The 22,218-nt window shown below is 27.7% G+C and carries 20 protein-coding genes and 1 tRNA gene; 14 read left to right on the top strand and 7 right to left on the bottom strand.

Annotated features, from left to right (window positions below; genetic code table 4):
• The first annotated feature begins 226 nt into the window (after positions 1-226).
• Entirely contained in the window at positions 227-946 is a 720-nt protein-coding gene (locus MYB_RS02955) for a ZIP family transporter (RefSeq protein ID WP_027121727.1), read from the top strand.
• Here MYB_RS02955 and MYB_RS02950 read toward each other — a convergent pair.
• On the bottom strand, positions 930-2,321 hold the full coding sequence (locus tag MYB_RS02950) for a hypothetical protein (protein WP_033379069.1): 1,392 nt from the start codon (positions 2,319-2,321) through the stop codon (positions 930-932). The two genes, MYB_RS02955 and MYB_RS02950, sit on opposite strands and share 17 nt — an antisense overlap.
• A gap of 148 nt (positions 2,322-2,469) precedes the next feature.
• On the opposite strand from MYB_RS02950, the gene pyrH reads away from it, so the two are divergent.
• The 6 genes from pyrH to MYB_RS02920 are packed head-to-tail and all read left to right on the top strand — an operon-like array spanning position 2,470 to position 10,695.
• Positions 2,470-3,180 (top strand): UMP kinase, encoded by a 711-nt coding sequence (gene pyrH / locus MYB_RS02945; RefSeq protein WP_022935422.1) that lies wholly within the window; start codon positions 2,470-2,472, stop codon positions 3,178-3,180.
• 2 nt (positions 3,181-3,182) lie between these two features.
• Positions 3,183-3,743: a ribosome recycling factor gene (gene frr, locus MYB_RS02940; RefSeq protein WP_022935421.1), complete on the top strand. Its 561-nt coding sequence runs from the start codon at positions 3,183-3,185 to the stop codon at positions 3,741-3,743.
• Positions 3,744-3,750: 7 nt separating this feature from the next.
• Complete coding sequence (locus MYB_RS02935) at positions 3,751-4,680, top strand: phosphatidate cytidylyltransferase (protein WP_022935420.1); 930 nt, start codon at positions 3,751-3,753, stop codon at positions 4,678-4,680.
• 47 nt (positions 4,681-4,727) lie between these two features.
• The gene (locus MYB_RS02930; protein ID WP_022935419.1) at positions 4,728-9,077 is read left to right on the top strand and encodes a PolC-type DNA polymerase III; all 4,350 of its coding nucleotides are present in this window, start codon (positions 4,728-4,730) and stop codon (positions 9,075-9,077) included.
• Between the two features lie 33 nt (positions 9,078-9,110).
• Positions 9,111-9,437, top strand: a complete 327-nt coding sequence (locus tag MYB_RS02925; RefSeq protein ID WP_025279656.1) for a hypothetical protein — start codon at positions 9,111-9,113, stop codon at positions 9,435-9,437.
• Entirely contained in the window at positions 9,409-10,695 is a 1,287-nt protein-coding gene (locus tag MYB_RS02920) for a glucose-6-phosphate isomerase (protein WP_022935417.1), read from the top strand. Before MYB_RS02925 ends, MYB_RS02920 begins: the two co-directional genes overlap by 29 nt.
• Positions 10,696-10,747: 52 nt before the next feature.
• Here MYB_RS02920 and MYB_RS02915 read toward each other — a convergent pair whose 3' ends face one another.
• Positions 10,748-11,107, bottom strand: a complete 360-nt coding sequence (locus MYB_RS02915; protein WP_022935416.1) for a hypothetical protein — start codon at positions 11,105-11,107, stop codon at positions 10,748-10,750.
• A gap of 28 nt (positions 11,108-11,135) precedes the next feature.
• The gene (locus MYB_RS02910) at positions 11,136-11,969 is read right to left on the bottom strand and encodes a leucine-rich repeat domain-containing protein (RefSeq protein WP_022935415.1); all 834 of its coding nucleotides are present in this window, start codon (positions 11,967-11,969) and stop codon (positions 11,136-11,138) included.
• 70 nt (positions 11,970-12,039) lie between these two features.
• On the opposite strand from MYB_RS02910, the gene uvrB reads away from it, so the two are divergent.
• Positions 12,040-14,004, top strand: coding sequence for an excinuclease ABC subunit UvrB (uvrB, locus tag MYB_RS02905; RefSeq protein ID WP_022935414.1), 1,965 nt, complete (start codon positions 12,040-12,042; stop codon positions 14,002-14,004).
• A 21-nt stretch (positions 14,005-14,025) separates the two neighbouring features.
• The gene (locus MYB_RS03185) at positions 14,026-14,895 is read left to right on the top strand and encodes an L-threonylcarbamoyladenylate synthase (RefSeq protein ID WP_158419211.1); all 870 of its coding nucleotides are present in this window, start codon (positions 14,026-14,028) and stop codon (positions 14,893-14,895) included.
• Between the two features lie 38 nt (positions 14,896-14,933).
• On the opposite strand, the gene MYB_RS02895 is transcribed toward MYB_RS03185, so the two are convergent.
• The 3 genes from MYB_RS02895 to rplM all read right to left on the bottom strand — a co-directional run bounded on the left by MYB_RS02895 (position 14,934) and on the right by rplM (position 15,907).
• A tRNA-Ile gene (locus MYB_RS02895) sits at positions 14,934-15,010 on the bottom strand.
• Positions 15,011-15,074: 64 nt separating this feature from the next.
• Positions 15,075-15,470: a 30S ribosomal protein S9 gene (rpsI, locus tag MYB_RS02890; RefSeq protein ID WP_022935412.1), complete on the bottom strand. Its 396-nt coding sequence runs from the start codon at positions 15,468-15,470 to the stop codon at positions 15,075-15,077.
• Between the two features lie 2 nt (positions 15,471-15,472).
• Positions 15,473-15,907, bottom strand: coding sequence for a 50S ribosomal protein L13 (rplM, locus tag MYB_RS02885; protein ID WP_022935411.1), 435 nt, complete (start codon positions 15,905-15,907; stop codon positions 15,473-15,475).
• Between the two features lie 238 nt (positions 15,908-16,145).
• Between rplM and rsmA the strand changes: the two genes are divergently transcribed.
• Positions 16,146-16,943, top strand: a complete 798-nt coding sequence (rsmA, locus tag MYB_RS02880) for a 16S rRNA (adenine(1518)-N(6)/adenine(1519)-N(6))-dimethyltransferase RsmA (RefSeq protein ID WP_022935410.1) — start codon at positions 16,146-16,148, stop codon at positions 16,941-16,943.
• Between the two features lie 4 nt (positions 16,944-16,947).
• Here the strand turns inward: rsmA and MYB_RS02875 are convergent, their stop codons facing one another.
• Positions 16,948-18,492 (bottom strand): GIY-YIG nuclease family protein, encoded by a 1,545-nt coding sequence (locus tag MYB_RS02875; RefSeq protein WP_022935409.1) that lies wholly within the window; start codon positions 18,490-18,492, stop codon positions 16,948-16,950.
• A 61-nt stretch (positions 18,493-18,553) separates the two neighbouring features.
• On the opposite strand from MYB_RS02875, the gene MYB_RS02870 reads away from it, so the two are divergent.
• The 4 genes from MYB_RS02870 (at position 18,554) to MYB_RS03230 (ending at position 21,963) form a co-directional block, all read left to right on the top strand.
• Positions 18,554-18,877 (top strand): hypothetical protein, encoded by a 324-nt coding sequence (locus tag MYB_RS02870; RefSeq protein ID WP_022935408.1) that lies wholly within the window; start codon positions 18,554-18,556, stop codon positions 18,875-18,877.
• Positions 18,878-19,073: 196 nt separating this feature from the next.
• On the top strand, positions 19,074-20,873 hold the full coding sequence (gene dnaK, locus MYB_RS02865; RefSeq protein WP_022935407.1) for a molecular chaperone DnaK: 1,800 nt from the start codon (positions 19,074-19,076) through the stop codon (positions 20,871-20,873).
• Between the two features lie 240 nt (positions 20,874-21,113).
• Positions 21,114-21,761, top strand: a complete 648-nt coding sequence (locus MYB_RS02860) for a hypothetical protein (protein ID WP_022935406.1) — start codon at positions 21,114-21,116, stop codon at positions 21,759-21,761.
• 43 nt (positions 21,762-21,804) lie between these two features.
• Positions 21,805-21,963, top strand: coding sequence for a hypothetical protein (locus tag MYB_RS03230; protein ID WP_022935405.1), 159 nt, complete (start codon positions 21,805-21,807; stop codon positions 21,961-21,963).
• Positions 21,964-22,218 lie beyond the last annotated feature (255 nt).

Raw genomic sequence — 22,218 nt, 5'->3', positions numbered from 1 at the left:
ATTTTGAATTTATATTTTTTTATAAGTAGAAAGAGGTGTTCTTATCTCCTCATTTATTTATCATAGTAAAAATTTTTATTTTGATGTATTTGTTAATTTGTGAACATTTTTAGCTATTATTTTAGCTGTACCAATTTTATTAGTTTTTTTAGTAGCTTGAATTAAGCCAAAAATCAAACCATCAAGTAATATTTATCTATATGCACTTAGCTCAGGGTTACTTCTTATGGTTGCCACTGTTGGGCTTTTGCGCGAATCTTTTGAAGGTGCAGAAGCATTTGCTATAAAACAAACTAATATGAATCATTTAGTTCCACTCGGTTTAATTATTGGTGGTGGTTCAATTGTTGGGCTTGCTGTTGTTTTTGTATTTCGATATGTTTTTGTGCGCTTTTTTGGTGGTGAAGTTCACAACAACCATCAAGGTCATGATCATAGTGATCACATCATAAACTTTTCAGATGTTGATAACCCAAAAAAAGCTTGATTAGCTATAATTTTATTGCTTTCTCATCGAAGTATTGATGGTTTTGTTTTAGGTTCCTTAGTTGCCAAAGTTACTGCTGGTGACAAGGTGAATTGATTTTTAATAGGTACTTTTGTTGCTCATATGTTGATTGAAATTTTGATTGTTCACTATCGTCAAGTTCAGTATGGGCAAACTATTTTTAAATCCATTATTTATAACATTTTAACTACACTAATTCTTGTTCCAATTATTGTTATTGGTGCATTTGCAAATAAATTTTTCCAACAACAAGGTTGAATTTTGCCATTATTTAATGCAAGTGGTGGAGCTATTTTATCTTTTGTTGTTGTTGTAGAATTAGTTCCTGAATTTATACATTTGCGAAACCAATCATCTAAATCTTGACATATCACCTTGATTTTATTTGCATTGGGGATTGTTAGTGCATTAATTCTTTTAACTATGCATCAACATTAAATTTGTCAATTGTTCAAAAAACACTATATTTATAATTTAAGTTTGAATTAAAATTTTTAGATTCAACACGCAATCTATAAACTCCATCTTCAAATGCTTGAAAATTTATTTTATCAAAATTTGTTAGTTGCGAATCTGCAACCATAAGCACTTGTCAAGAACCCTTCAAAACTTCTAAATAAATATTAAAATCATTATTTAGTACTTGTTCTTCCTTTGTTTGATTAATTACTTTTGATTTGTTTTGAAACCAAGGTTTTCAAAATTGCAAGTGGTTTCAAATGTTTTGTCATCCAGTTGTTGGTTTTTCTTTTATTATTTCAGAAGTATTATCAAAAAATTTTTTGTAATTTTTAGGAGCAAAAAACAACAAAGCAGATAATTTGTCACCTTTGCTCATATTAAACATAGAAAAAGTTTTAGATTCATTATAATCTTGAGATATACGCTCTGAATTAGGTTCTAACCCACTTAAAAAACGCAAAGATTTATCATAATTTATATAACCAAATCCTTCTGCAGCATGCATTCCATTAAAAGAAAAATTTTGATTATCAGAGTTTAAACTATTTAAAGAAAGTGCTGCTCAAATATTTTGATTATTAGTTTTAGAATTTTGTAAAGAGCTATAATTTGCTAATAATTGGCTAAATAAAGCACCACTAACAATGGCTGGATAATACTCTATTTTTGCACTTCTAAATTGGTTTTCAATTTTGTATTTTAATTTTGGAATCACAAAATGAGGAGCAATTAAGCCAGACCCTTGACTATCTATTGTCTTTGTTATTGTTAGTGGAGAATGTTTTCGCCTTTGTTTGTTATCTGTTTTTGCTAAAATAGAAAGTTGAGTAAATACAGATTTTCCAACTGGATTATCAGCATCAAAAAAGTGCACTACTCCATCAGTGTTGCTATAAAAATTAAGAATTTCACTAAAATCAAATGTTGTATTTTTAATTTTAATTTTCTTTAGTAAAAAGTCTAAATTCAAAGGGTATAGATGTAAAATTAGTTCCACATTTTGGTTGTGTAACATTTCTAAACCTTCCACTCAGCTTTGTTCGGAACTAAAATTGGTTGTTATAATTTTAGGTGAACTAACAAAATAATTAAAAATTTTTTGTAAATTTTCTAATAATAATTGGTTTTGATTTTTAGTTGAATTATAAAGCATTACACCAATTTTGATATCTCTATTTGCAGTATTAGCAAATTTGTGAAAATTAAGATTTTTGGCCAAATCATCAAAATCAAAACTAATGTTTTGAATTGGTTTTTCATTTAGTTGTTGACTAAATAGAACAAGTGGTGATAATACTGGTAGGATCATACCACTTGTGAGTGAAAATTTCTTAAATATCTTTGCAATCATACTTATAATTAAATTTTATTGTTCAAAAATACTAAAAAATAAAAAAAATTGCTTTTTTGTCTATAAATAGTTTATTTTTTTAGTATTATTAATTAAAATTTATATAAAGTTTAGCAATAAACTTCAATTAAGACAAGTTAGTAAATTTATGCCAGAAACAATATTAATTAAATTATCAGGCGAAAGCCTTGCAAATAAACAAAAATCACTTGCAATTGATTATGAACTAGTTAGAAATATAGGTTCACAGTTAGCGCAAGTACAAAAATTAGGTCACAAAATTCTTATTGTGATAGGAGGTGGAAACTTTTGACGTGGAGCCTCTGCAGAAAAAAATGGGATTAAGCGTAATAAAGCTGATTATATAGGAATGTTGGCAACTATCATGAATGGTTTGGCCTTAGAATCAGTTTTTAATGATTTAGGACTTAAAACCAGAGTTTTGTCCTCCATTAGCACAGACCCTCGAGTTTGTGAATATTACATTAATGAAAAAGCTAAAAAATATTTGGAAAATAACAATATAATTATTTTTGTAGGAGGTACAGGTCGTCCTTACTTTACTACAGACAGTGCAACCACATTGTTTGCATCTGAAATGGGAGCTAAATTAATTCTAGTTGGGAAAAATAATGTAAATGGAGTTTTTGACTCAGATCCTAACACCAATCCAAACGCAATTCGTTATGATGAAATAACTTATGATGAAATTATTGAAAAAAACTTAAAAGTTATGGATTCTACAGCGTTTTCAATGGCTAGAGACAATAATTTAAAATTAGTAATCTTTGATATAAAAGAAGAAGATTCAATTGTTAAAGTAATTCAAGGTAACATAAAACACACAAAGGTATATTAAACATGGAAAATAAAAAGGAAATAAGTTTTTTTACAAATTTAGTAGATACTAAAGCTCAAGAAGTTTTTTCACACTTAGAAAAAAGTTTTTCAAAAATTAATATTGGAAGGGCTAACCCTCAAATTCTAGCTGCAATTAAAGTTGACTATTATGGAACTTTAACACCAATAAATGAAGTTGCAACCATTACAGTTCCTTCAGCTCTCCAACTTTTAATTCGTCCATATGAAACAAATTTAGTTAAAGAAATTGCTAGTGCAATTGTTGCACACAAACTTGAAGTTCAAGTTCAAAAAGAAGCTAATCAAGTTCGCTTAATTTTTCCAGAATTAACAACAGACAAAAGAAAAGAATTAGTTAAATCATTGAAAAAATATGAAGAAGAAGCTAAAGTGAAAGTTCGCTTAATTCGTCAAGATGTGAATAAAATTATAAAAAATGAAGAATTAAGTGAAGATGAAAAAAAAGATTATTTAGATAAAATTCAAAAGCAAGTTGACAAAATTATTGAAAAAATTGAAAAAATTTTAAGTGAAAAATCAGCATCACTATTAAACTTTTAAAATTAAAATGTTGAAATTCAAAAGCGAAAAAATAAATGATTTAGTAAGAAGAAGTATTTTTGGTTTTATAATGCTTCTTCTTGTTTTTCCTATCTTATTTATAACTTATTATGCAAATGTAACAGGGAAGATCATAGGTTTGATTGTGTTTGGCCTTGCTCTTGCTTATAGTGTTTATGAAATTATTCAGCATTTTCAACTTAATAAACTTTCCACAATAGTTTTAAGTTTGATTCCACTTTATGCTTATTTTTTGCCAGTTCATGTTATTGAAACTTTATTATTTAATAATAACTTAAATGACAATAAGGAATCATCCATATTAGTCAAATTAATAAGTGAACAATTTCAAGATTACAATATTTTAATTGTATTAGTTGTAGTAGTTATTATTTTTTTATTAGAACTTAAAAATAATAATAAAAAACAAGTAATTTTGAATAGCATAATTACATTTATTGTAATTTATTTAGCAACTATTTTTTTTAAATTAATATGAATAATAAACATTTTTAACATTTATTTGCTTTTATTTTTAGGTTTTATAGCAGTTTTTTCAGATGTTTTTGGATATTTTGCAGGAACCCTTTTTGGTCAAAAAATTTTTCATTTTTCATTAAAAATCTCCCCTAATAAAAGTTTGGAAGGTTTTATATCAGCTTTTATTTTTAGTGCTTTATTTATTTCTTTAATTGTATTTTTTGGACATTCAATAATTCCACCAGTTTCCAAACTTGTTGTTTTTCAAACATTATTAATTATTATTTTACCAATAGTTGCAATTATTGGAGATTTATTTTTTTCATTTATAAAAAGACTTTTAAAGATAAAAGATTTTTCAAAAATAATCAAAAGTCATGGTGGAGTTTTTGATAGGTTTGATTCAACATCTTTTGTTTTTTTATTTTTTGCAATTATATTAATTATTAGTTTTTAAAAATTGCAAAACATTATAAAATTAACAAGTTTATTGAAAAGAGAGTTATGAATATTGCACTTAAAAAATTTTGCGATTTTATCAAATGGCAAATCCCATCTAGTTGAGAAGATGCAGTTTTAATTCACAACACTTCTAATGATGATGTTTTTGATTTGACTATAGAAAAAGAGACAATCCCAAAGATAAAAGATGTAGAATCACTATTTTATTTAGTGATGCAAATTAATAAAAATTATCAAAAAGAGCACTCTTTTAAGATAAGTTTGAAATTAGATTTTAAACAAAATTGTTTTAGTGCTGAAGAATTTTTGGAATATTCCAATTTTTTAATGAAATTAATTACAAATGAACGTAATTTTTTTCAAAGATGTGAAATAATAGAAAATCGTTGTGCAGAATTTTCGATATTTATTTTTAATAAAGAACAATATGAAGAATTTTTAAAATATGAACCAGTTTTTTTAAACAAAGGTGAGAAATTTGGGTTAAAAAATTTAAAAATAAATGTTATTTTTGAAGATAGACCTGAAGTTTTTACCCCACCTCCACAGTCCACTCATATTGTTAAACCTTTTGCTGAAACCCCTAAATCTTCTAAAAAAACAACCAATACTACAAAATTGGAAGATTTTAAAAGCATAAAATTAGAAGATATCAGAACATATCCGGAACCTTTTGTTACTTTTGTTGGTCAAGTTTATAAAATTAATAGTGGTAAAACTAAAAATAATAGATTTCGTTATAACTTGTTTATTGTAGATGGATTTTATAAGGAAGCAGTCAAAGTAGATTATTTTAATTTGGCCAAACCCTTAGAGATTGATGAAAATGATTATGTGCAAGTTTGAGCTGAAATAGTAGATCCTAAAAATATTTATAAAGAAATAATCGAACTTAAACCTAGAAAAATAAAAGTTATAGAAAAACCTAAAGATTTTTCTTTAAATTTAGTGGATGAAGCAGTAGAAAAACGTGTTGAATTAACTGCTAGAACATCCAAATCCACTATGGATGGAATTTCAAGCCCTGCAGATTATGTGAAGATAGCCAAACAATTTGGACACACTGCTATTGGGATTGCTGATTTAGATTCTGTGCAAGCTTTTCCAGATTTTTATAAAGAAATAAAAAAATCTAATATTAAAGCAATTTATGGTTCAACATTTTCAACAATTTCATCACAAATTAAAAAAGTTTTGAATTTGAATGAAGATTTTAACTTGCTCAAGTCTAGATATGTTGTTTTAGACTTAGAGACAACTGGATTAAGTCCAGAATATTCTGAAATTATTGAATTTGGTGCTGTTGTTGTAGAAAATAATGAAATTGTAGAAGAACATCAATTTTTTGTAAATCCTGGAGTCAAAATTCCATCTAAAATTACAACCATTACAAATATTACTCAACAAATGATAGATGAGCAAGGTATTTCTAAATCAGAAGCTTTTAGAAAAATTTCAAATATTATTAAAGATTCAGTTATGGTTGCTCACAACGCAAAATTTGATTTTAAATTTTTACAAAAACTCTTTATAAATGAAGGTAAAACAAAAATTTTAACACCTATTATTGATACTTTAGAAGTGGCCCGTTTTCTACTTCCGAGTTTAAAAAGCCATAGTCTTAAGAATGTTAGCAAAACTATTGGTGTAATTTATGATGAGACAGTTGCTCACCGTGCTGATTATGATGCCAAAGTGTTAGCTCAAGTCTGGCAATCTTTTTTACAACAATTTGTGGAACAAAAAGTTTCAACTTTGTCTAGTTTGCAAAACCAAAAAAGTACTATTTTTGAACTTAAACCTGATCGAGTTTTTTCTAAGGAACTTACAGTCATTGCTAAAAATCAAGTAGGACTCAAGAAACTTTATAAAATGATTTCTATTGCTAACACAGATAATTTAATTGCTAATAAGCCTTTGCTTTTTTATGATAAGCTTGAAAAAGATAGTGATTTGATAATAGGAACAGGTGGTCCTAATTCTCAAATTTTTGAGTTTTTGCTATATGGTTTAAAAGAAGAAGTTGAAGAAATTATAGATATTTATGATTTTATAGAATTACCCCCACCTATAGCTTTCATTCATTTAATTAAACGTGAAATTGTGAAGGAAGAGCATATTTATGATGCACTTTCTTATTTAGTGAGTTTGGGAAAAAAATATAATAAACCAGTTGTGGCAGTAGGTGATGTTCGTTATTGCGAACCTCGTGAAAAAATTTTTCATGAATTATACATTTATGCCAAAGGTGTTGGTGGATCGGCTCATCCACTTTTTGATTATAGAGATAAAGATAAAAACTCTCATATTTTTCCTGATAAATACTTTTTTAATACACAAGAACTTATTGATCAATTTTCTTTTTTAAATAATTCCGAATTGGTTTTTGAAATTGTTGTAAAAAATTCAAATTTGATTGCAAATCAAATTGATAACAATATTGAAATAATTAAAGAAAATTTATATCCGCCTAAAATTGAAAATTCGAGTCAAAAATTGAGAGATTTTGCTTATGAAGTTGCACACAAAAAATACGGAAATCCACTTCCACAATTAATTTCAGATAGAATTAAAAAAGAATTGGACCCAATTATACAACAAGGATTTGATGTTGTTTATTGAATTTCTAAACAATTAGTTGAAGAAGCAAAAAAAGAAGGTTCAATTGTTGATTCCAGAGGTTCTGTTGGCTCTTCAATTGTGGCATATTTAGTTGGTATTACTGATGTAAACCCTTTAAAACCCCACTATGTTTGTTTGAAATGTCAATATGTAGAATTTTCAGAAGCACCTGAAATTTTATGCGGTTTTGACTTACCTAGCAAAAATTGTCCCAATTGTGACCAACCCTTAGACCGAGATGGTCAAAATATTCCATTTGAGACATTTTTAGGATTTAATGCAGAAAAAGTTCCTGATATTGATTTAAACTTTGCGGGTGATATTCAATTAAAAATGCACAATTTTATTCGTAAAATCTTTGGTGAAAAAAACACATTTCGTGCTGGAACAGTGCTAACTAGTGCTGAAAAAACAGTTTTTGGGTATGCCAGAAATTTGGGTGAAATAAAATCTCAAATAAATAAACGTTTTGATTCTAATATAGAACTTAGTTATTTTACAAACACATTTATGGACTTTTTATCAACAAAAGCTAGTGGAGTAAAACGAACTAGTGGTCGGCATGCCGGAGGTATTGTTGTAATTCCAAATGACTATGAAATTGAAGACTTTACACCAGTTAACTATCCCGCAAATGATGAAAAATCAGATTGAAAAACAACACATTTTGATTACAAACCAATGCAAAATAACATCTTAAAATTTGATATTTTAGGTCACGATGATCCTGTGATTTTATTAATGCTTGAAAAATTAACAAATTTAAAAGCTGAGCAAATCCCTAAGAATGATCCAAAAATTTTAGAACTTTTTAAATCAACTAAAAGTCTTAAAATTCAACCATCACAAATTGCAGGTGAAACAACAGGAGCAATGGGTATTCCTGAATTTGGTACTCACTTTGTTCGAGGAATGCTTTTGACTGCTCCAGTATCAAGTATTGCTGATATTATTGCAATTTGTGGTCTTGCTCATGGAACAAATGTTTGACAAGGGAATGCAGAAAGTTTGATCACCAAAGAAAATTTAACAATTAAAGATGTTATTTCTTGTCGTGATGATATAATGCTTTACCTAATTAACAAGGGTTTGGCTTCTTATGATGCCTTTGAAATTATGGAACAAGTTAGAAAAGGCAAAGGGATTAATGCAAATCAAGAAAAACTTTTGATTGAAAAAGATGTACCTAATTGATACATTGATTCCTTGCAAAAAATTAGTTATCTTTTTCCAAAAGCTCATGCTGCTGCTTATGTGGCCAAAGCTTGAAAACTTGCATTTTTTAAACTTTATTATCCACTTGCTTTTTATGCTGTTTATTTTTCTATTCGTTCCAATACAAAAGATATTGATAAAATGATTTTAAATCCAAGGCAGTTAGAACCCATTGTTAAGGATTTAAAAGAAAGAATGAAAATTAAGAAAGCAACAAAAAAAGAAGAAGATTTGTGCTATATGCTTGAAATTGTTATGGAATTAAAAGCTCGTGGTTTTGAAATTCAAAAAATAGATTTGTATCGTTCAGAAGCTACAGAATGGCAAATTGATTATGAGAATAATGCACTCATCCCTCCCTTTTCCTCACTAGATGGTATTGGTGATGTCAATGCGATTAACATTGTTAAAGCAAGAAAGGAAAAACCCTTTAAATCTATAGAGGATTTTGTAAAAAGAACAGAAACCAATCAAACTATTACTCAAAAATTAACTGAAATGGGTGTGTTTGGAACACTTTCTAAAAAAGACCAAATTAATATCTTTGAATTATAATATAATTTTATTATGCAAGTAGGACAACGAGTTTTGTGTAAAATTAAATCACTAAATAATAGTTATTTTTGGTGTGATTTACCAAATGACTATCAAGGAGTGGTTTTTGTAAATAAAACACTTTTGAATAAAAAACCAATTTCACATTATTATGCTATTGGCGAAAGTATTGAAGTCGATGTTTTGACTGTAAGTCACAGAAATAAAAAAGCATCTTTAAGAGATAATTTGTGAAAAAGATTTCTTACAAAGCCAAAGCAACCTAATTGCTTGCTATGCCCAACTGCAAAGGGTTTTGTGAATTTAAAAAAAAGAGCAAAGGAACAAATAAATGAATTTAAAATTAGATATAAAAACTAGTAGAGACCTAAATTTTGCCTCATTAGAGGCAAAAATTTCAGAAATTCATTATGGTATGAATAATCTAGCTACAAAAGGTTTTGAATTTTTGGGTTGAAAAGATTTTCCTGAAAATGCTGTAAATGCAAAAGAGTTGGAAAAAATGAAGGCAATTTCCCAAAAACTTCATTCTAAAAAAGTTGAGGTTTTAGTAGTTATTGGAATTGGTGGTTCGTTTTTAGGGGCAAAAGCAGCAATTGATTTTGTTCAAGGTTTGCATCCAATTGATAGAAAAATGGAAGTTATTTTTGTTGGAACTAGTTTATCATCAACTGATTTATACCAAAAATTACATTATGTTGAAAACAAAAAGTTTGCAATCAATGTTATTTCTAAATCAGGAACAACAATCGAACCTTCTATAGCTTTTCGTTTTTTTAAAAATCTTCTTGAAAAACAAGTTGGTAAACATGCAAATGAATTCATTTTTGTTACCACAGATGCCAATAAAGGCACACTTTTAAACATTGCTAAAAAGCAAAATTATGAATCATTTGTTGTTTTAGACAACATAGGTGGTCGCTTTAGTGTACTTTCATCCGTTGGATTTTTCCCAATGTTATGTGCTGGACTTAATGTAGATGACGTAATTCAAGGAGCAAAAGAAGCTAATATTCTTTTTAGCCAAGATAATTTAGAACAGAATCTGGCTTATAAATATGCAGCAGCTCGTTCTTTACTTTTTAATGACAAAAAAGGAAAATATAAAGTTGAAATTCTTGTGGGCTATGAACCAAATTTAGCTTACTTTAATGAATGGTGGAAACAACTTTTTGGTGAATCCGAAGGGAAAGAGAAAACTGGACTTTGACCAGCATCAGCTATTTTTACAACAGACTTGCACTCACTTGGGCAATACATTCAAGAAGGTTCTAAAATATTTTTTCAAACTGTTCTTTTTGTTCGCGAACCTAAATATGACATTGTTATTGATGAAGAAGTGGGTGATTTAGATGGGTTGAATTATTTAGCTAAAAAAACAGTTCATGAAGTTAATAAGGCAGCTTTTGAAGCTACAACTAAAGCACATACCTATATTGGTCAAAATCCAAACATTGTAATCGAGATTGCAGACACTAGTGAAAAAACTTTTGGTGCACTTGTGATGTTTTTTGAAAAGGCTTGTGCAATGTCGGCATACTTATTAGATTTAAATCCTTTTGACCAACCTGGAGTAGAAGTTTATAAAACTAATCTAAAAGATATTTTGAAAAAATAAAAAAAGACAAAAATAAAACAACTACTTTATAAAGTAGTTGTTTTATTGTAGTTTACAAAGTGGTAAGTGTGTTTCCAAGTGCAAAAACTAAACCAGCTACAAAAAATATTATAGCCATAAAAAAATGAGAATTATACTTCATTCTTTCTCAAGAAGGTAAGTATAATTTTGCTTTTTCATATGTAATATGTTTATCTTTTGGATTATCTTTTATATATTCTTTAAGTTGCAACTCCTTAAAAGCCTTTATTTTTTTTCTAGTATAGCCATGTAATGACAAAGTTGCTATAGATAAGATAAAAAATAAAACAGCTAATGGAATAGTTATTTCTAAAGGCAAATTGAGAGCTCTAACACCTTCGCGATAAAAAGGGTTGATATTTGATGATTGAAATTCAATGATTTTTAACATACTAGTTCACTTATTTTGTTAAAACAAATTAATTAAAAATATTTGTTACTTTGCTATTAGTTGGTAAATTTTTAATTTCATTATCAGATTTGATTGAATTTCCTTTAAAAGCAGAGGGGCTAATTGTGACAGCTGTGTTGTTTTGGCTAAAAGTTATTGTTTGAATTTGATTGTTTTCAAATGCTCCCGCACTTATTTGTCTAATTGTGCTAGTGTTTGAAAAGTCTATGTTTTCCAATGAGTTTTCAAAAAATGCACCAGTTTCTATTATGCTTAATTTTGAATTTTCAGATAATTCTAGAGAACTAATTTTGTTTCTTTGAAATGCTCCTTGACCAATAAAAGTTAGAGAACTTGGTAATTTTAAATTAGTTATAGCATTATTTGCAAAAGCAAATTCATCTATTTTTTCTAAGTTAGTTGACTTAGAAAAATCAAGTTCAGTAATTTTTTGGCCTTCCTTACCTTGTAAAAATGAAGTATCAGCTTCAAAAGCACGTGGACCAATTTCCTTTAGTGATGCTGGAAAAATAATTTTGGAAAGATAGTAAACTTTTTGTTCAATTTGTTTTTTCTTTTCATCTGAATTTGTTTTATTTGACGCTGCATCTAAATTTTTAATTTGAGAAAAAACTCTATCTTTAAATTGAGTGAAAGCATTACTATCAATTTTAGTCAAATCTGTTTTGCTCAAATCCAGTGTAAAAGTTTTGTCATCAGGATTTAAAATCACATACTTGTCCAAAACATCTTTTTCATGTAAATACTGATTAGAAAAAGATTGAGTGTTGCCACAAGCAACAACAGCAAAAATAGGAATTATAGGAGCACTAAATAAAAATAATTTTTTAATTTTGTTCATAACTAAAAATTTTACAACATTGTTACAAATTAAACTAAAATATATTAGTTTAAATTAAAAGGAAAAAAATATGTTTGACTTAGTTTCAAAGTATAAACCAAGCGGAGACCAACCTAAAGCAATTCAAGAACTTGTTGCGGGTCTAAAGGAAAATAGAAAAAATCAAGTTTTACTTGGGGTAACAGGTTCTGGAAAAACTTTTACAATGGCCAATGTTATAAAAGAAATTAATAGACCAACACTTGTTTTGTTGCACAATAAAACACTTGCTTCACAACTTTTTAGTGAATTTAAGGAATTTTTCCCAAACAACAGAGTTGAATATTTTGTTTCAAACTTTGATTTTTATCGTCCAGAAGCTTATTTACCATCAAAAGATGTTTATGTTGACAAAACCAGTAAAACCAATATGGATTTAGAAGCCATGAGGATGTCGGCACTAAATGCGCTTTCAATGAGAAGAGATACAGTTGTAGTCTCTTCAGTTGCAGCCATCTATGGTGCACTGAATCCAGAAGAATATATTTCTAGTTTTTTTAACATTGAGATTGGAATGGAATTCAAACCTCAAAATTTTGCTATTGAACTTGTAAAAGTTGGATATGAACGCAACAATACAGATTTGAAACCAGGAACTTTTAATATTAAAGGTGATTTAGTTGAAATAGCACCGGCTTGAGATGATAGTTTCAATATTCGTGTTGAATTTGATGGCAATATTATTGAAACCATTGCAACAATTCATCCAACTAGCAAAAAGATTGAGCGAATTTATAAAGGTTATACAATTTATCCAGCAAGCGCCTATACAGTCAAAAAAGACACAATCAAAAAAGCTGTTGAAACTATTCAAATTGAGTTAGAAAGTCGATTAGATTTTTTTGACAAAGAACAAAAACTAGTAGAAAAACAAAGGTTAAAGGAACGAGTAACTAATGATATTGACTCACTTTTGGAATTTGGATATTGTTCTGGAATTGAAAATTATGCCCGCCACATCGATGGGCGTAAGGAAGGTGAAAAACCCTTTACTTTACTAGATTATTTACCAGAAGATTCACTAATAATTATAGATGAATCTCATATGATGATTCCACAATTAAATGCAATGTATGAAGGCGATCGTTCCCGAAAACAAAATCTTGTTGATTACGGTTTTAGGTTACCTTCAGCCCTTGATAATCGACCTTTGAAATTCCTAGAATTTGAACAGTATAACCACTCAAAAATTTTTGTTTCAGCCACTCCTTCTAATTATGAAATTGAACAGTCTAATGGTGAAGTTGTTACACAAATTATTAGACCCACAGGCCTTTTAGATCCTGTAATTGAAATAGTTAGCACTGAAAATCAGATGGAAAAAATTTATCAATATTTATTGGAACAAAAAGCCAAAAATGAAAGAACATTAATCCTAACTACAACAAAACGGTTGAGTGAAGAAATTAGTAAATATTTACAAGAAGAAAAACAACAAAAAGTTTATTATATTCACTCAGATTTTACAACTTTTGAGCGTGATGAAATCCTAATTAAATTAAGAAAAGGCATTTATGATGCTGTTATTGGAATTAATCTTTTGCGTGAAGGGGTTGATTTGCCTGAAGTTTCATTAATTTTGGTTTTAGATGCTGATCACGAATCATTTTTTAGGTCTAAATCATCTTTAATTCAAATAGCTGGTAGAGCCGCTAGAAATGATAGAGGAAAAGTTGTGTTTTTTGCTGATAAAATTAGCCAAAGTATGGCTGCTGTTATTGAAGATAACAAGAAAAAACGTGAATTACAAATAGCTTATAATAAAAAAAATGATATTATTCCTAAAACAATCATTAAACCTATTCCACAAAGTTTAAATCCTAAAACTTATTCAAGTTTGGCGGAACTTATGCGAGAGAAAAGAAAATCTAAAAAAGAACTGCAAAGACACATTGAAAGTTTGCAAGTTGAGATGAAAGATGCTGCAAAAAACCATGATTTTGAGAGAGCAATCCAAATTCGTGATTTAATTGCTGAACTAGAACAGCAAATGTAGATGAAAAGGATAAATTTGGTTTTGGATACAAAATTAAACAACTTAAAATCACAGCTTTTAGATTGTTGTAAATCTCAAGTTGTTTTTGTTGCAACATCAAATCCAGACTTAATCCCTTGAATAAGTAAGCGAATACATTTAAGTAACTTATTTTTGTTAGCTAAAACAAAAATAAGTTTTAATAATTTTATTTATTTAGTCAACAAACATCAAATTTGTATTGCTTTGTTTGTGAAACAAAAAAACAAAAATGAAACTTTTACTTTAAGTTTTGTTAGTTTTCACACACAAACATCAATTGATTTTACAATTGATTTTAAAAACTTGTTTATTTTTTGAAAGTCAATGATTACTAATTTAAAAAATAACTCAAATATACTTAAATTACAAAGTGATATTTTTGAAATAAAAAAATATTCAAATTTGTTTATAACTACAACAGATACTGTTGTTGGTTTGGGTGTTTTTATTAAGAAAAAAGAAACTACCAATTTGATGGTAATTAAACAAAGACCAATTGAAAAACAATTTTTAATTTTAGCGGCTCACTTAAAACAAATCAAACCATATATTAAAACATCTAGTTATTTAAAGTTAAAAAGAATTTCTAATCAATTTTGACCGGGAGCAAACACCTTAATTTTAGAAGCTAAAGGAGATCAAACCACACTTGGATTTAGAATTCCTAATTGCCAAAAATTAATTAAAAAACTAGAAAAATATGGCCCAGCTTATGTGACTAGCGCAAATATAAGTGGCCAACCATCGCTAACTTTTGTTGAAGCTAAAAATAAGTTTTGGCAAGTTAATAATTTTTGAAATTTATGCACACCATCTGGTAAAGCATCCAAAATTATTGACGTTTCTACAGGCAAAATTTTTAGAAAATAAAAAAATGCCAAAGGCATTTTTAGGTCAATTTCTTGAAATGGTGGGAACGAATGGATTCGAACCATCGACCACACGATTATCAGCCGTGTGCTCTGACCAACTGAGCTACGCTCCCAATAAAACTATAATTTTAAATAGCATTAAAATTATAGTATAAAAATGAAAAAAAAGAAGAAATTTTAACGTTTTGAGAATTGTCTTGCACGTCTAGCTTTACGTAATCCGAATTTTTTACGTTCTTTCACACGTGCATCACGAGTTAGCATTCCATTAACTTTTAATTCTTTACGATAATCAGCAGATGCTTCTAGTAAAGCTCTAGCAATCCCAAGTCTAATAGCTCCAGCTTGACCAGCAACTCCTCCACCTTTTGCATTAACACGAATGTTAAATTGCTCAGCAGTGTTTGTGATTCCAAAAGGTTGTAAAGCATCTTGAATTAAAATATCTGATTTTAAATATTCTTTTGCAGTTCTTTTATTAATTTTAAACTCACCTGTTCCTGGAGTTAAAATAACTCTAGCAACTGATGATTTTCTTCTACCAGTTCCGTAATATGCAATAACTTTTTTCACTATTATTTAACCTCCAATTTGATAGGTTGTTGTGCAACTTGTTTGTGTTCACTTCCAGCATAAACAAAAAGATTTTTACGTTGTTTGTCACCCAATTTTGTGTGTGGCAACATTCCATAAATAGCTCTTTCTAATAAAGCAGTAGGTTTTTTTGCTCTTAAAACTTTAGCACTTCTAACTTTTAACCCACCTGGATAAAGTGAGTGATCATAGTACATTTTTTGTTCTTCTTTTTTAGCTGTCAAAATAACTTTTTCAGCATTAATAATAATGATATTGTCACCCATATCCACATTAGGAGTGAATAAAGGACTAGTTTTTCCACGTAAATGAGATGCAGCTAAAGTTGCAACTTTACCAAGAACTTGGTTTTCAGCATCAATTAAATATCATTTTTTTGACACTTCTTTGTGTTTGACAATGGTTGTTTGTCTCATAATATAAATCCTTTTTTAAATAATTATTTAATGTGAGATGTAACGGAATAATACAAGCTTTTAATTATACTATAAATAGGTTATTTTCAAAAAGGAAATTTCTAAATTTTTTAATTTTATAAATTTAAAACAAACTTAAAATATAAAAAAACCAATAAATTTATGCATTAATTATGACAAATTAACTATTATATTAATTAAAATATGTATTTCTTAAATAAAAATGTTTTAGGTCAAAATGAAAAAATCAAACAATAAAATTCAAGCTAAAAAAAGATTTGGGCAAAATTTTTTACAAAATCAAGAAGTTATAGACGCAATCATTAATTCAGTAGAATTTAGTGGTAAAGAAATTATTGAAATTGGGCCAGGTCATGGCGCTATTACAATAGAGCTTGCAAAACAAGCCAAAGAACTTATAGCTTATGAAATAGACAAATCACTAATACCAAAATTAGAAAATGTCTTTAAAAATAAAGCTAATGTTAAAATAATAAATCAAGATTTTTTAGAAGTTGACCTTAATTTTTCTAGCAAAAAAACCATTATTGCTAACATTCCTTATAACATTACAAGTGATATTTTGTTCAAAGTTTTTGGCAAAATAAATAATTTTGAAACAATAGCACTTATGGTTCAGGATGAAGTTGCTGATAGAATTGTTGCAAAATCCAACACTAGTGATTTTTCAAAATTATCTTTAGCTTGTCAATATGTAGCTGAAGTTGAAAAAATGTTTAGAATTCATCCAAACTCTTTTTTTCCTGAACCAAAAGTTTTTTCAGCTTTTGTAATCTTCAAAGTCAAAAAAAATATTAATCAAGAACAAGCTAATATTTTTTTTAATTTTGTTAAAAAATGCTTTTCAATGAAAAGAAAAACATTTTTTAATAATTTAATAACTTTTTTAAATAAAGAAAATGTAAATTTAATTTTTGAAAATTTTGGACTTAACCCAAATGTTAGACCACAACAATTAAATTTAGAGCAATATATTCAAATTTGTAATTTTGTAATTTCAAATAAATTAGATTAATAAATTAATTATTTAAAACTTGTTTTATTTTCTTTTTATTATAGTGTAATTTAGCAAATTCATCCACTGTTTCTTGAATTAAAGATAGAAAATTAAAGACATTTTGTGAAACAATAATTTGCTGGTTATTTTCATTTATAATGTGACTTGTTTTATGACTTTGGTTTTTCACCAAACCAAAAACTTTTGCCTCAATTTTATGTTTTTCTAAAATTATTTTAACTTGTTTTAGTTGGGGTAAACCGCCGTCCACAAACAATAAATTAGGTTTAATAAAATTTTTGTTTCTTAAGTACTTACTTAGCCCATCAATCATATAATCAATATCACCTTGCTTTTGGCCACTGTAGTTAAAAAAACGATTATATTTTTTATTGTGTTCTCCATTTATGAAGCAAATAATTCCTGTGGTGACAAGGTTGTTAGCAAAGTGTGAATTGTCAATTGACATAATTACATCAGTTTTGCTTACTCCAAAAGTTTGTTTAATTTCAAAAAGAATGCTTTGAATTTGTTGTATTTTTTGATTATTTAATTCAATATTATTAGCTATAAAATCATAGTGATTTTGTTTTACATTTTCTAAAATTTGTAAAAATGATTTGTTTTTTGTAAATTCAATATTAATTTTTGAATCAATAAAAGACCATTTTAAACTTGACATTTGTGGGTCTAAAATAACTTTATCTGGAATAAAATTTTTTTTATAATAAAAATTTAAAAAATTAATTAAACTTTCTTCAAAATTCAGCACAATTTCGATAATAAAACTTCGATGAGATAAAAAAGTTCCATTTCTATAGAAGAAAAAAGTAATGACAAAAGTATTAATATTTTCCTGATTGCAATAAAGAAAATCTAAATCTATTTTTTTAGGCAAGTCAATATTTTGATATTGTTTGAGTGTTTGTTCTAAAACTTTAATACTTTCAAAATATTGCTGAGCAAGCTCAAATTGTTGTTGCTCACTAGCTTTTTCCATTTTTTCACGATAGTGTTCAATCCATTGACTTTTTTGTAATATTTCTTTACAAATATTAAATTTTTTTTCAATTTCTTGCTTGTCTGCAAAGTTAGCTTTTTGGCCCTTGTCATACATAACTTCACTTTCAAGAAGTTTTTTGATTTCGAAAGCTCCACTTCTTTTCAAAAAAGGCCCAAAATAAAAAGAATTATGGTTTTTATTTAACTTATATGTAATTTCGATTGCTAAGCCAGAATTTTGCTTACTTATTTTTAAATAAGGATAGCTTCTGTCATCTCTTAAATCAATGTTGTATCTAGGTTGTAATTTGCTAATTAAATTTTTTTCTAAAACCAAAGATTCTGCTTCATTGGCCACAATAATGTATTCAATTTTAGTTGTTTGACTAATTAAACTATTTGTTTTGTATGAATTTATAGACCCATTTGCATATTGTCAAATTCTGTCATTTAAGTTTTTAGCCTTGCCAACATACAACAACTGGTTGTTGTTATCAAAGAATTGATATACTCCAGATTGCTTGGGAAAATTGGAGTTGGCAACAATTTCTTTAAAATTTTTCATTTTAATTTGCAACAATTTTTATGTTTCTATTATATAATAAAGAAAGTAAAAGAAGGTAAAAATGAATTTAGAAGAATATAAAAAATTTAATAAAAGTCAAAAAGACAAAGTTCAAAAAAACACCTTTATTTTTGTAGTTATTGCAATTATAGCATTTACAGTTTTTGCAGTTATGCTTGCTTTTTATATTTTAATAAGTAGTGCTCACCAATTCCAAGATGACTTTTTAGAACCAACATGGCTTTCAATTACTTCTTTGCTATGCTTGCTAGGAATTGTTGGTGTAATTGGAATAATTTTTGGTTTAATTAAATTGCGAGTATTAAAAAAAGAACTAAAATCAATTGTAGATGAAATTCAGTTATACAAGTTTACTAATTCTTAAAATTTAAATTATTTAAAAGCCTTATATGGCTTTTTTTATTATTTAAATATAGTTAAGCAAAAAATCGATAATAAAAAAATTAGCACTTTTTATTTGTTTGTGCCAAATTTGTGATATACTATTAGCATAATTAGTTTTTAGTGCTAATTATTGATTTTAAAAATGAACTTAAATTTAAAAAAGGAAAGTATAAATTATGGCAAAAGAAATAATTTTAGGTATCGACCTTGGGACAACTAACTCAGTTGTTTCTATTATTGAAAATAAAAAACCAGTTGTTTTAGAAAATCCAAACGGAAAAAGAACAACACCATCAGTTGTAGCATTTAAAAATGGCGAAGAAATTGTTGGTGATGCAGCTAAAAGACAACTTGAAACCAACCCAGATGCAATTGCATCTATTAAAAGATTAATGGGTTCAGGAAAAACTGTTAAGGCTAATGGTAAAGATTACAAACCTGAAGAAATTTCAGCGAAAATTCTAACTTATTTAAAAGAATATGCTGAGAAAAAAGTTGGACACAAAGTTAAAAAAGCAGTTATTACAGTACCAGCTTATTTCGACAATGCTCAACGTGAAGCTACTAAGAATGCTGGTAAAATTGCAGGTTTAGAAGTTGAAAGAATTATTAATGAACCAACCGCAGCTGCTTTAGCTTTTGGTCTTGACAAACTTGACAAAGATATGAAAGTTTTAGTTTACGACTTAGGTGGTGGAACATTTGACGTTTCAGTTTTAGAACTTTCAGCAGGTACTTTCGAAGTTCTTTCAACCAGTGGTGATAATAACTTAGGTGGAGACGATTGAGATAATGCGATTGTTAAATGATTAACTGAGCAGATCAAAAAAGAATATGATTTTGATGCAACTAAAGACAAAATGGCATTGACCCGTCTTAAAGAAGAGGCTGAAAAAACTAAAATTAGTTTATCAAACCAAATGGTTGCAACAATTTCATTACCATTTTTAGGAATGGGTCCAAATGGTCCAATTAATGTTGAACTTGAACTAAAAAGATCAGATTTTGACAAAATGACTGCAGACTTAGTTGATAGAACTCGCAAACCAATTATGGATGCTCTAAAAGAAGCTAAATTAGAAGCTAAAGATTTAGATGAAATTTTATTAGTTGGTGGTTCAACTCGTATTCCAGCTGTGCAAACTATGATTGAACACGCTTTAGGTAAAAAACCAAATCGTTCAATTAACCCAGATGAAGTTGTTGCTATTGGAGCCGCAATTCAAGGTGGTGTTTTAGCTGGTGAAATTAATGATGTTTTACTACTTGATGTTACACCATTGACTTTAGGTATTGAAACTTTAGGTGGAGTAGCAACTCCTTTGATTGCAAGAAACACAACTATTCCTGTAACTAAATCACAAGTGTTTTCAACAGCAGCTGATAATCAAACAGAAGTAACAATTTCAGTTGTTCAAGGTGAGCGTCAAATGGCTGCTGACAACAAAATGTTAGGAAGGTTCAATTTATCAGGAATTGAAGCAGCACCAAAAGGTGTGCCTCAGATTGAAGTTAGTTTCTCAATCGATGTTAATGGAATTACTACTGTAACTGCCAAAGACCAAAAAACTGGAAAAGAACAAACCATTACTATTAAAAATACAACAACACTTTCTGAAGAAGAAATTGAAAAAATGGTTAAAGAAGCTGAAGAAAATCGTGAAGCTGACGCTAAGAAAAAAGAGCAAATTGAAACTACTATCCGTGCTGAAAACTTAATTAACCAAATGGAAAAATCACTCCAAGATCAAGGTGACAAAGTTGATGCAAAACAAAAAGAATCTCTTGAAAAAGAAATTCAATCTTTAAAAGATTTAATTAAAGAAGAAAAATTTGAAGAATTAAAAACTAAATTAGACCAAGTCGAATCAGTTATTCAATCATTTGCACAACAAGCAGCTCAACAAGCAAACACTGAAGGCGCAAAATCATCAGACAAAGATGATGTAATTGATGCTGATATTAAAAAAGATTAATTTTGCTGAACACACTAACAAAGTCAATTAATAGTATTAAATAATAAATAAATTATTTTTTCAAAAATTATTATAATTTTTGATATAATACTTAGATAAGGCAATGCCCATTGTTATGGGTCACAAAAGAACCAATTGAAAAATTGGTTCTTTTTATTAAAGACGTATTTAATAAATGATGCGGCATCTAAAATATTTTATAATTATTACTCATTTTTAAGAAAGGTAGCAAATAAGCAAATGGCTAATACATTTTTATCATATAGAGACCAAGTTAAAAGAATAAAGGAAAAAGGTGCAAGTTGTGAATGTAAAAATGAAACACAATGCAAGATAGAAGAAAATCTTGAAAAACTTTTACAAACAAATAATTATACAAGAGTGTTCACCCCTTTGAAACATACCTTTTTAGATATTGAACAGCAAGAACTTAATCAACAAGTAAAAATATTTAATGATGAAACAAAAAAAACCTTATTTAATGAAACAAGCACTTTACACGAAAAATACAGAAACTTGTTTAAACAAGACGATGAGCATAAATATAGAGTTGGTAATAAGTTTTTTTCAATAGATTTTATAATCAAAACTTACTCTTATGATAAAGAAATGCAATTAAAAATGTGAGACATAATTAATAATTTTGAAGTAATATTAAAAACAAATGTTGAAAAATGTAATAACATAGAATCAATAATAGAACATAATGGTAAAAAAATAATGTTGTATTCGTTTTATAATAAAATTACAACAATTCATAAAAAATTAATACAAACACAAGCATCTGGAACACAAACACAAGTATTTCGAACACAAACACAAGTATTTGAAAAAGATTTGGAAAAATTCACTAGTGAAATACTAAAATTTGGAACAAAACTTAATTAACCAATTATAAAAATCACTTCAAGATCAAGGTGACAAAGTTGATGTGAAACAAAAAGAATCTCTTGAAAAAGAAATTCAATCTTTAAAAGATTTAATTAAAAAAGAAAAATTTGAAGAATTAAAAACTAAATTAGACCAAATCGAATCAGTTATTCAATCATTTGCACAAGAATTAATTCCACAAGCAGTACTTAAGGCATAGAATCATTAGATAAATAATGTAATTAATGTTGATATTAAAAAAGATTAATTTTGCCATTAATAGTCTTAAATAAAAAAATAAATTATTTTTCTTGTATTTTAAATTTTTCTGCTATAATTAAAGATCTGGAACTCCCATTTGAGATGGGCCTCAAAAGAACCAATTCAAAAATTGGTTCTTTTTTATTTTAAGAAAACAAAATTAATAAATAGTTAATGAATATTTATAATATAGAGAACAAGTTAAAAAGCTGCA

The sequence above is a fragment of the Mesomycoplasma bovoculi M165/69 genome, from assembly GCF_000524555.1.
Lineage (GTDB): Bacteria > Bacillota_I > Bacilli_A > Mycoplasmatales > Metamycoplasmataceae > Mesomycoplasma > Mesomycoplasma bovoculi.
This window is presented reverse-complemented; position numbering and strand designations above follow the sequence as displayed.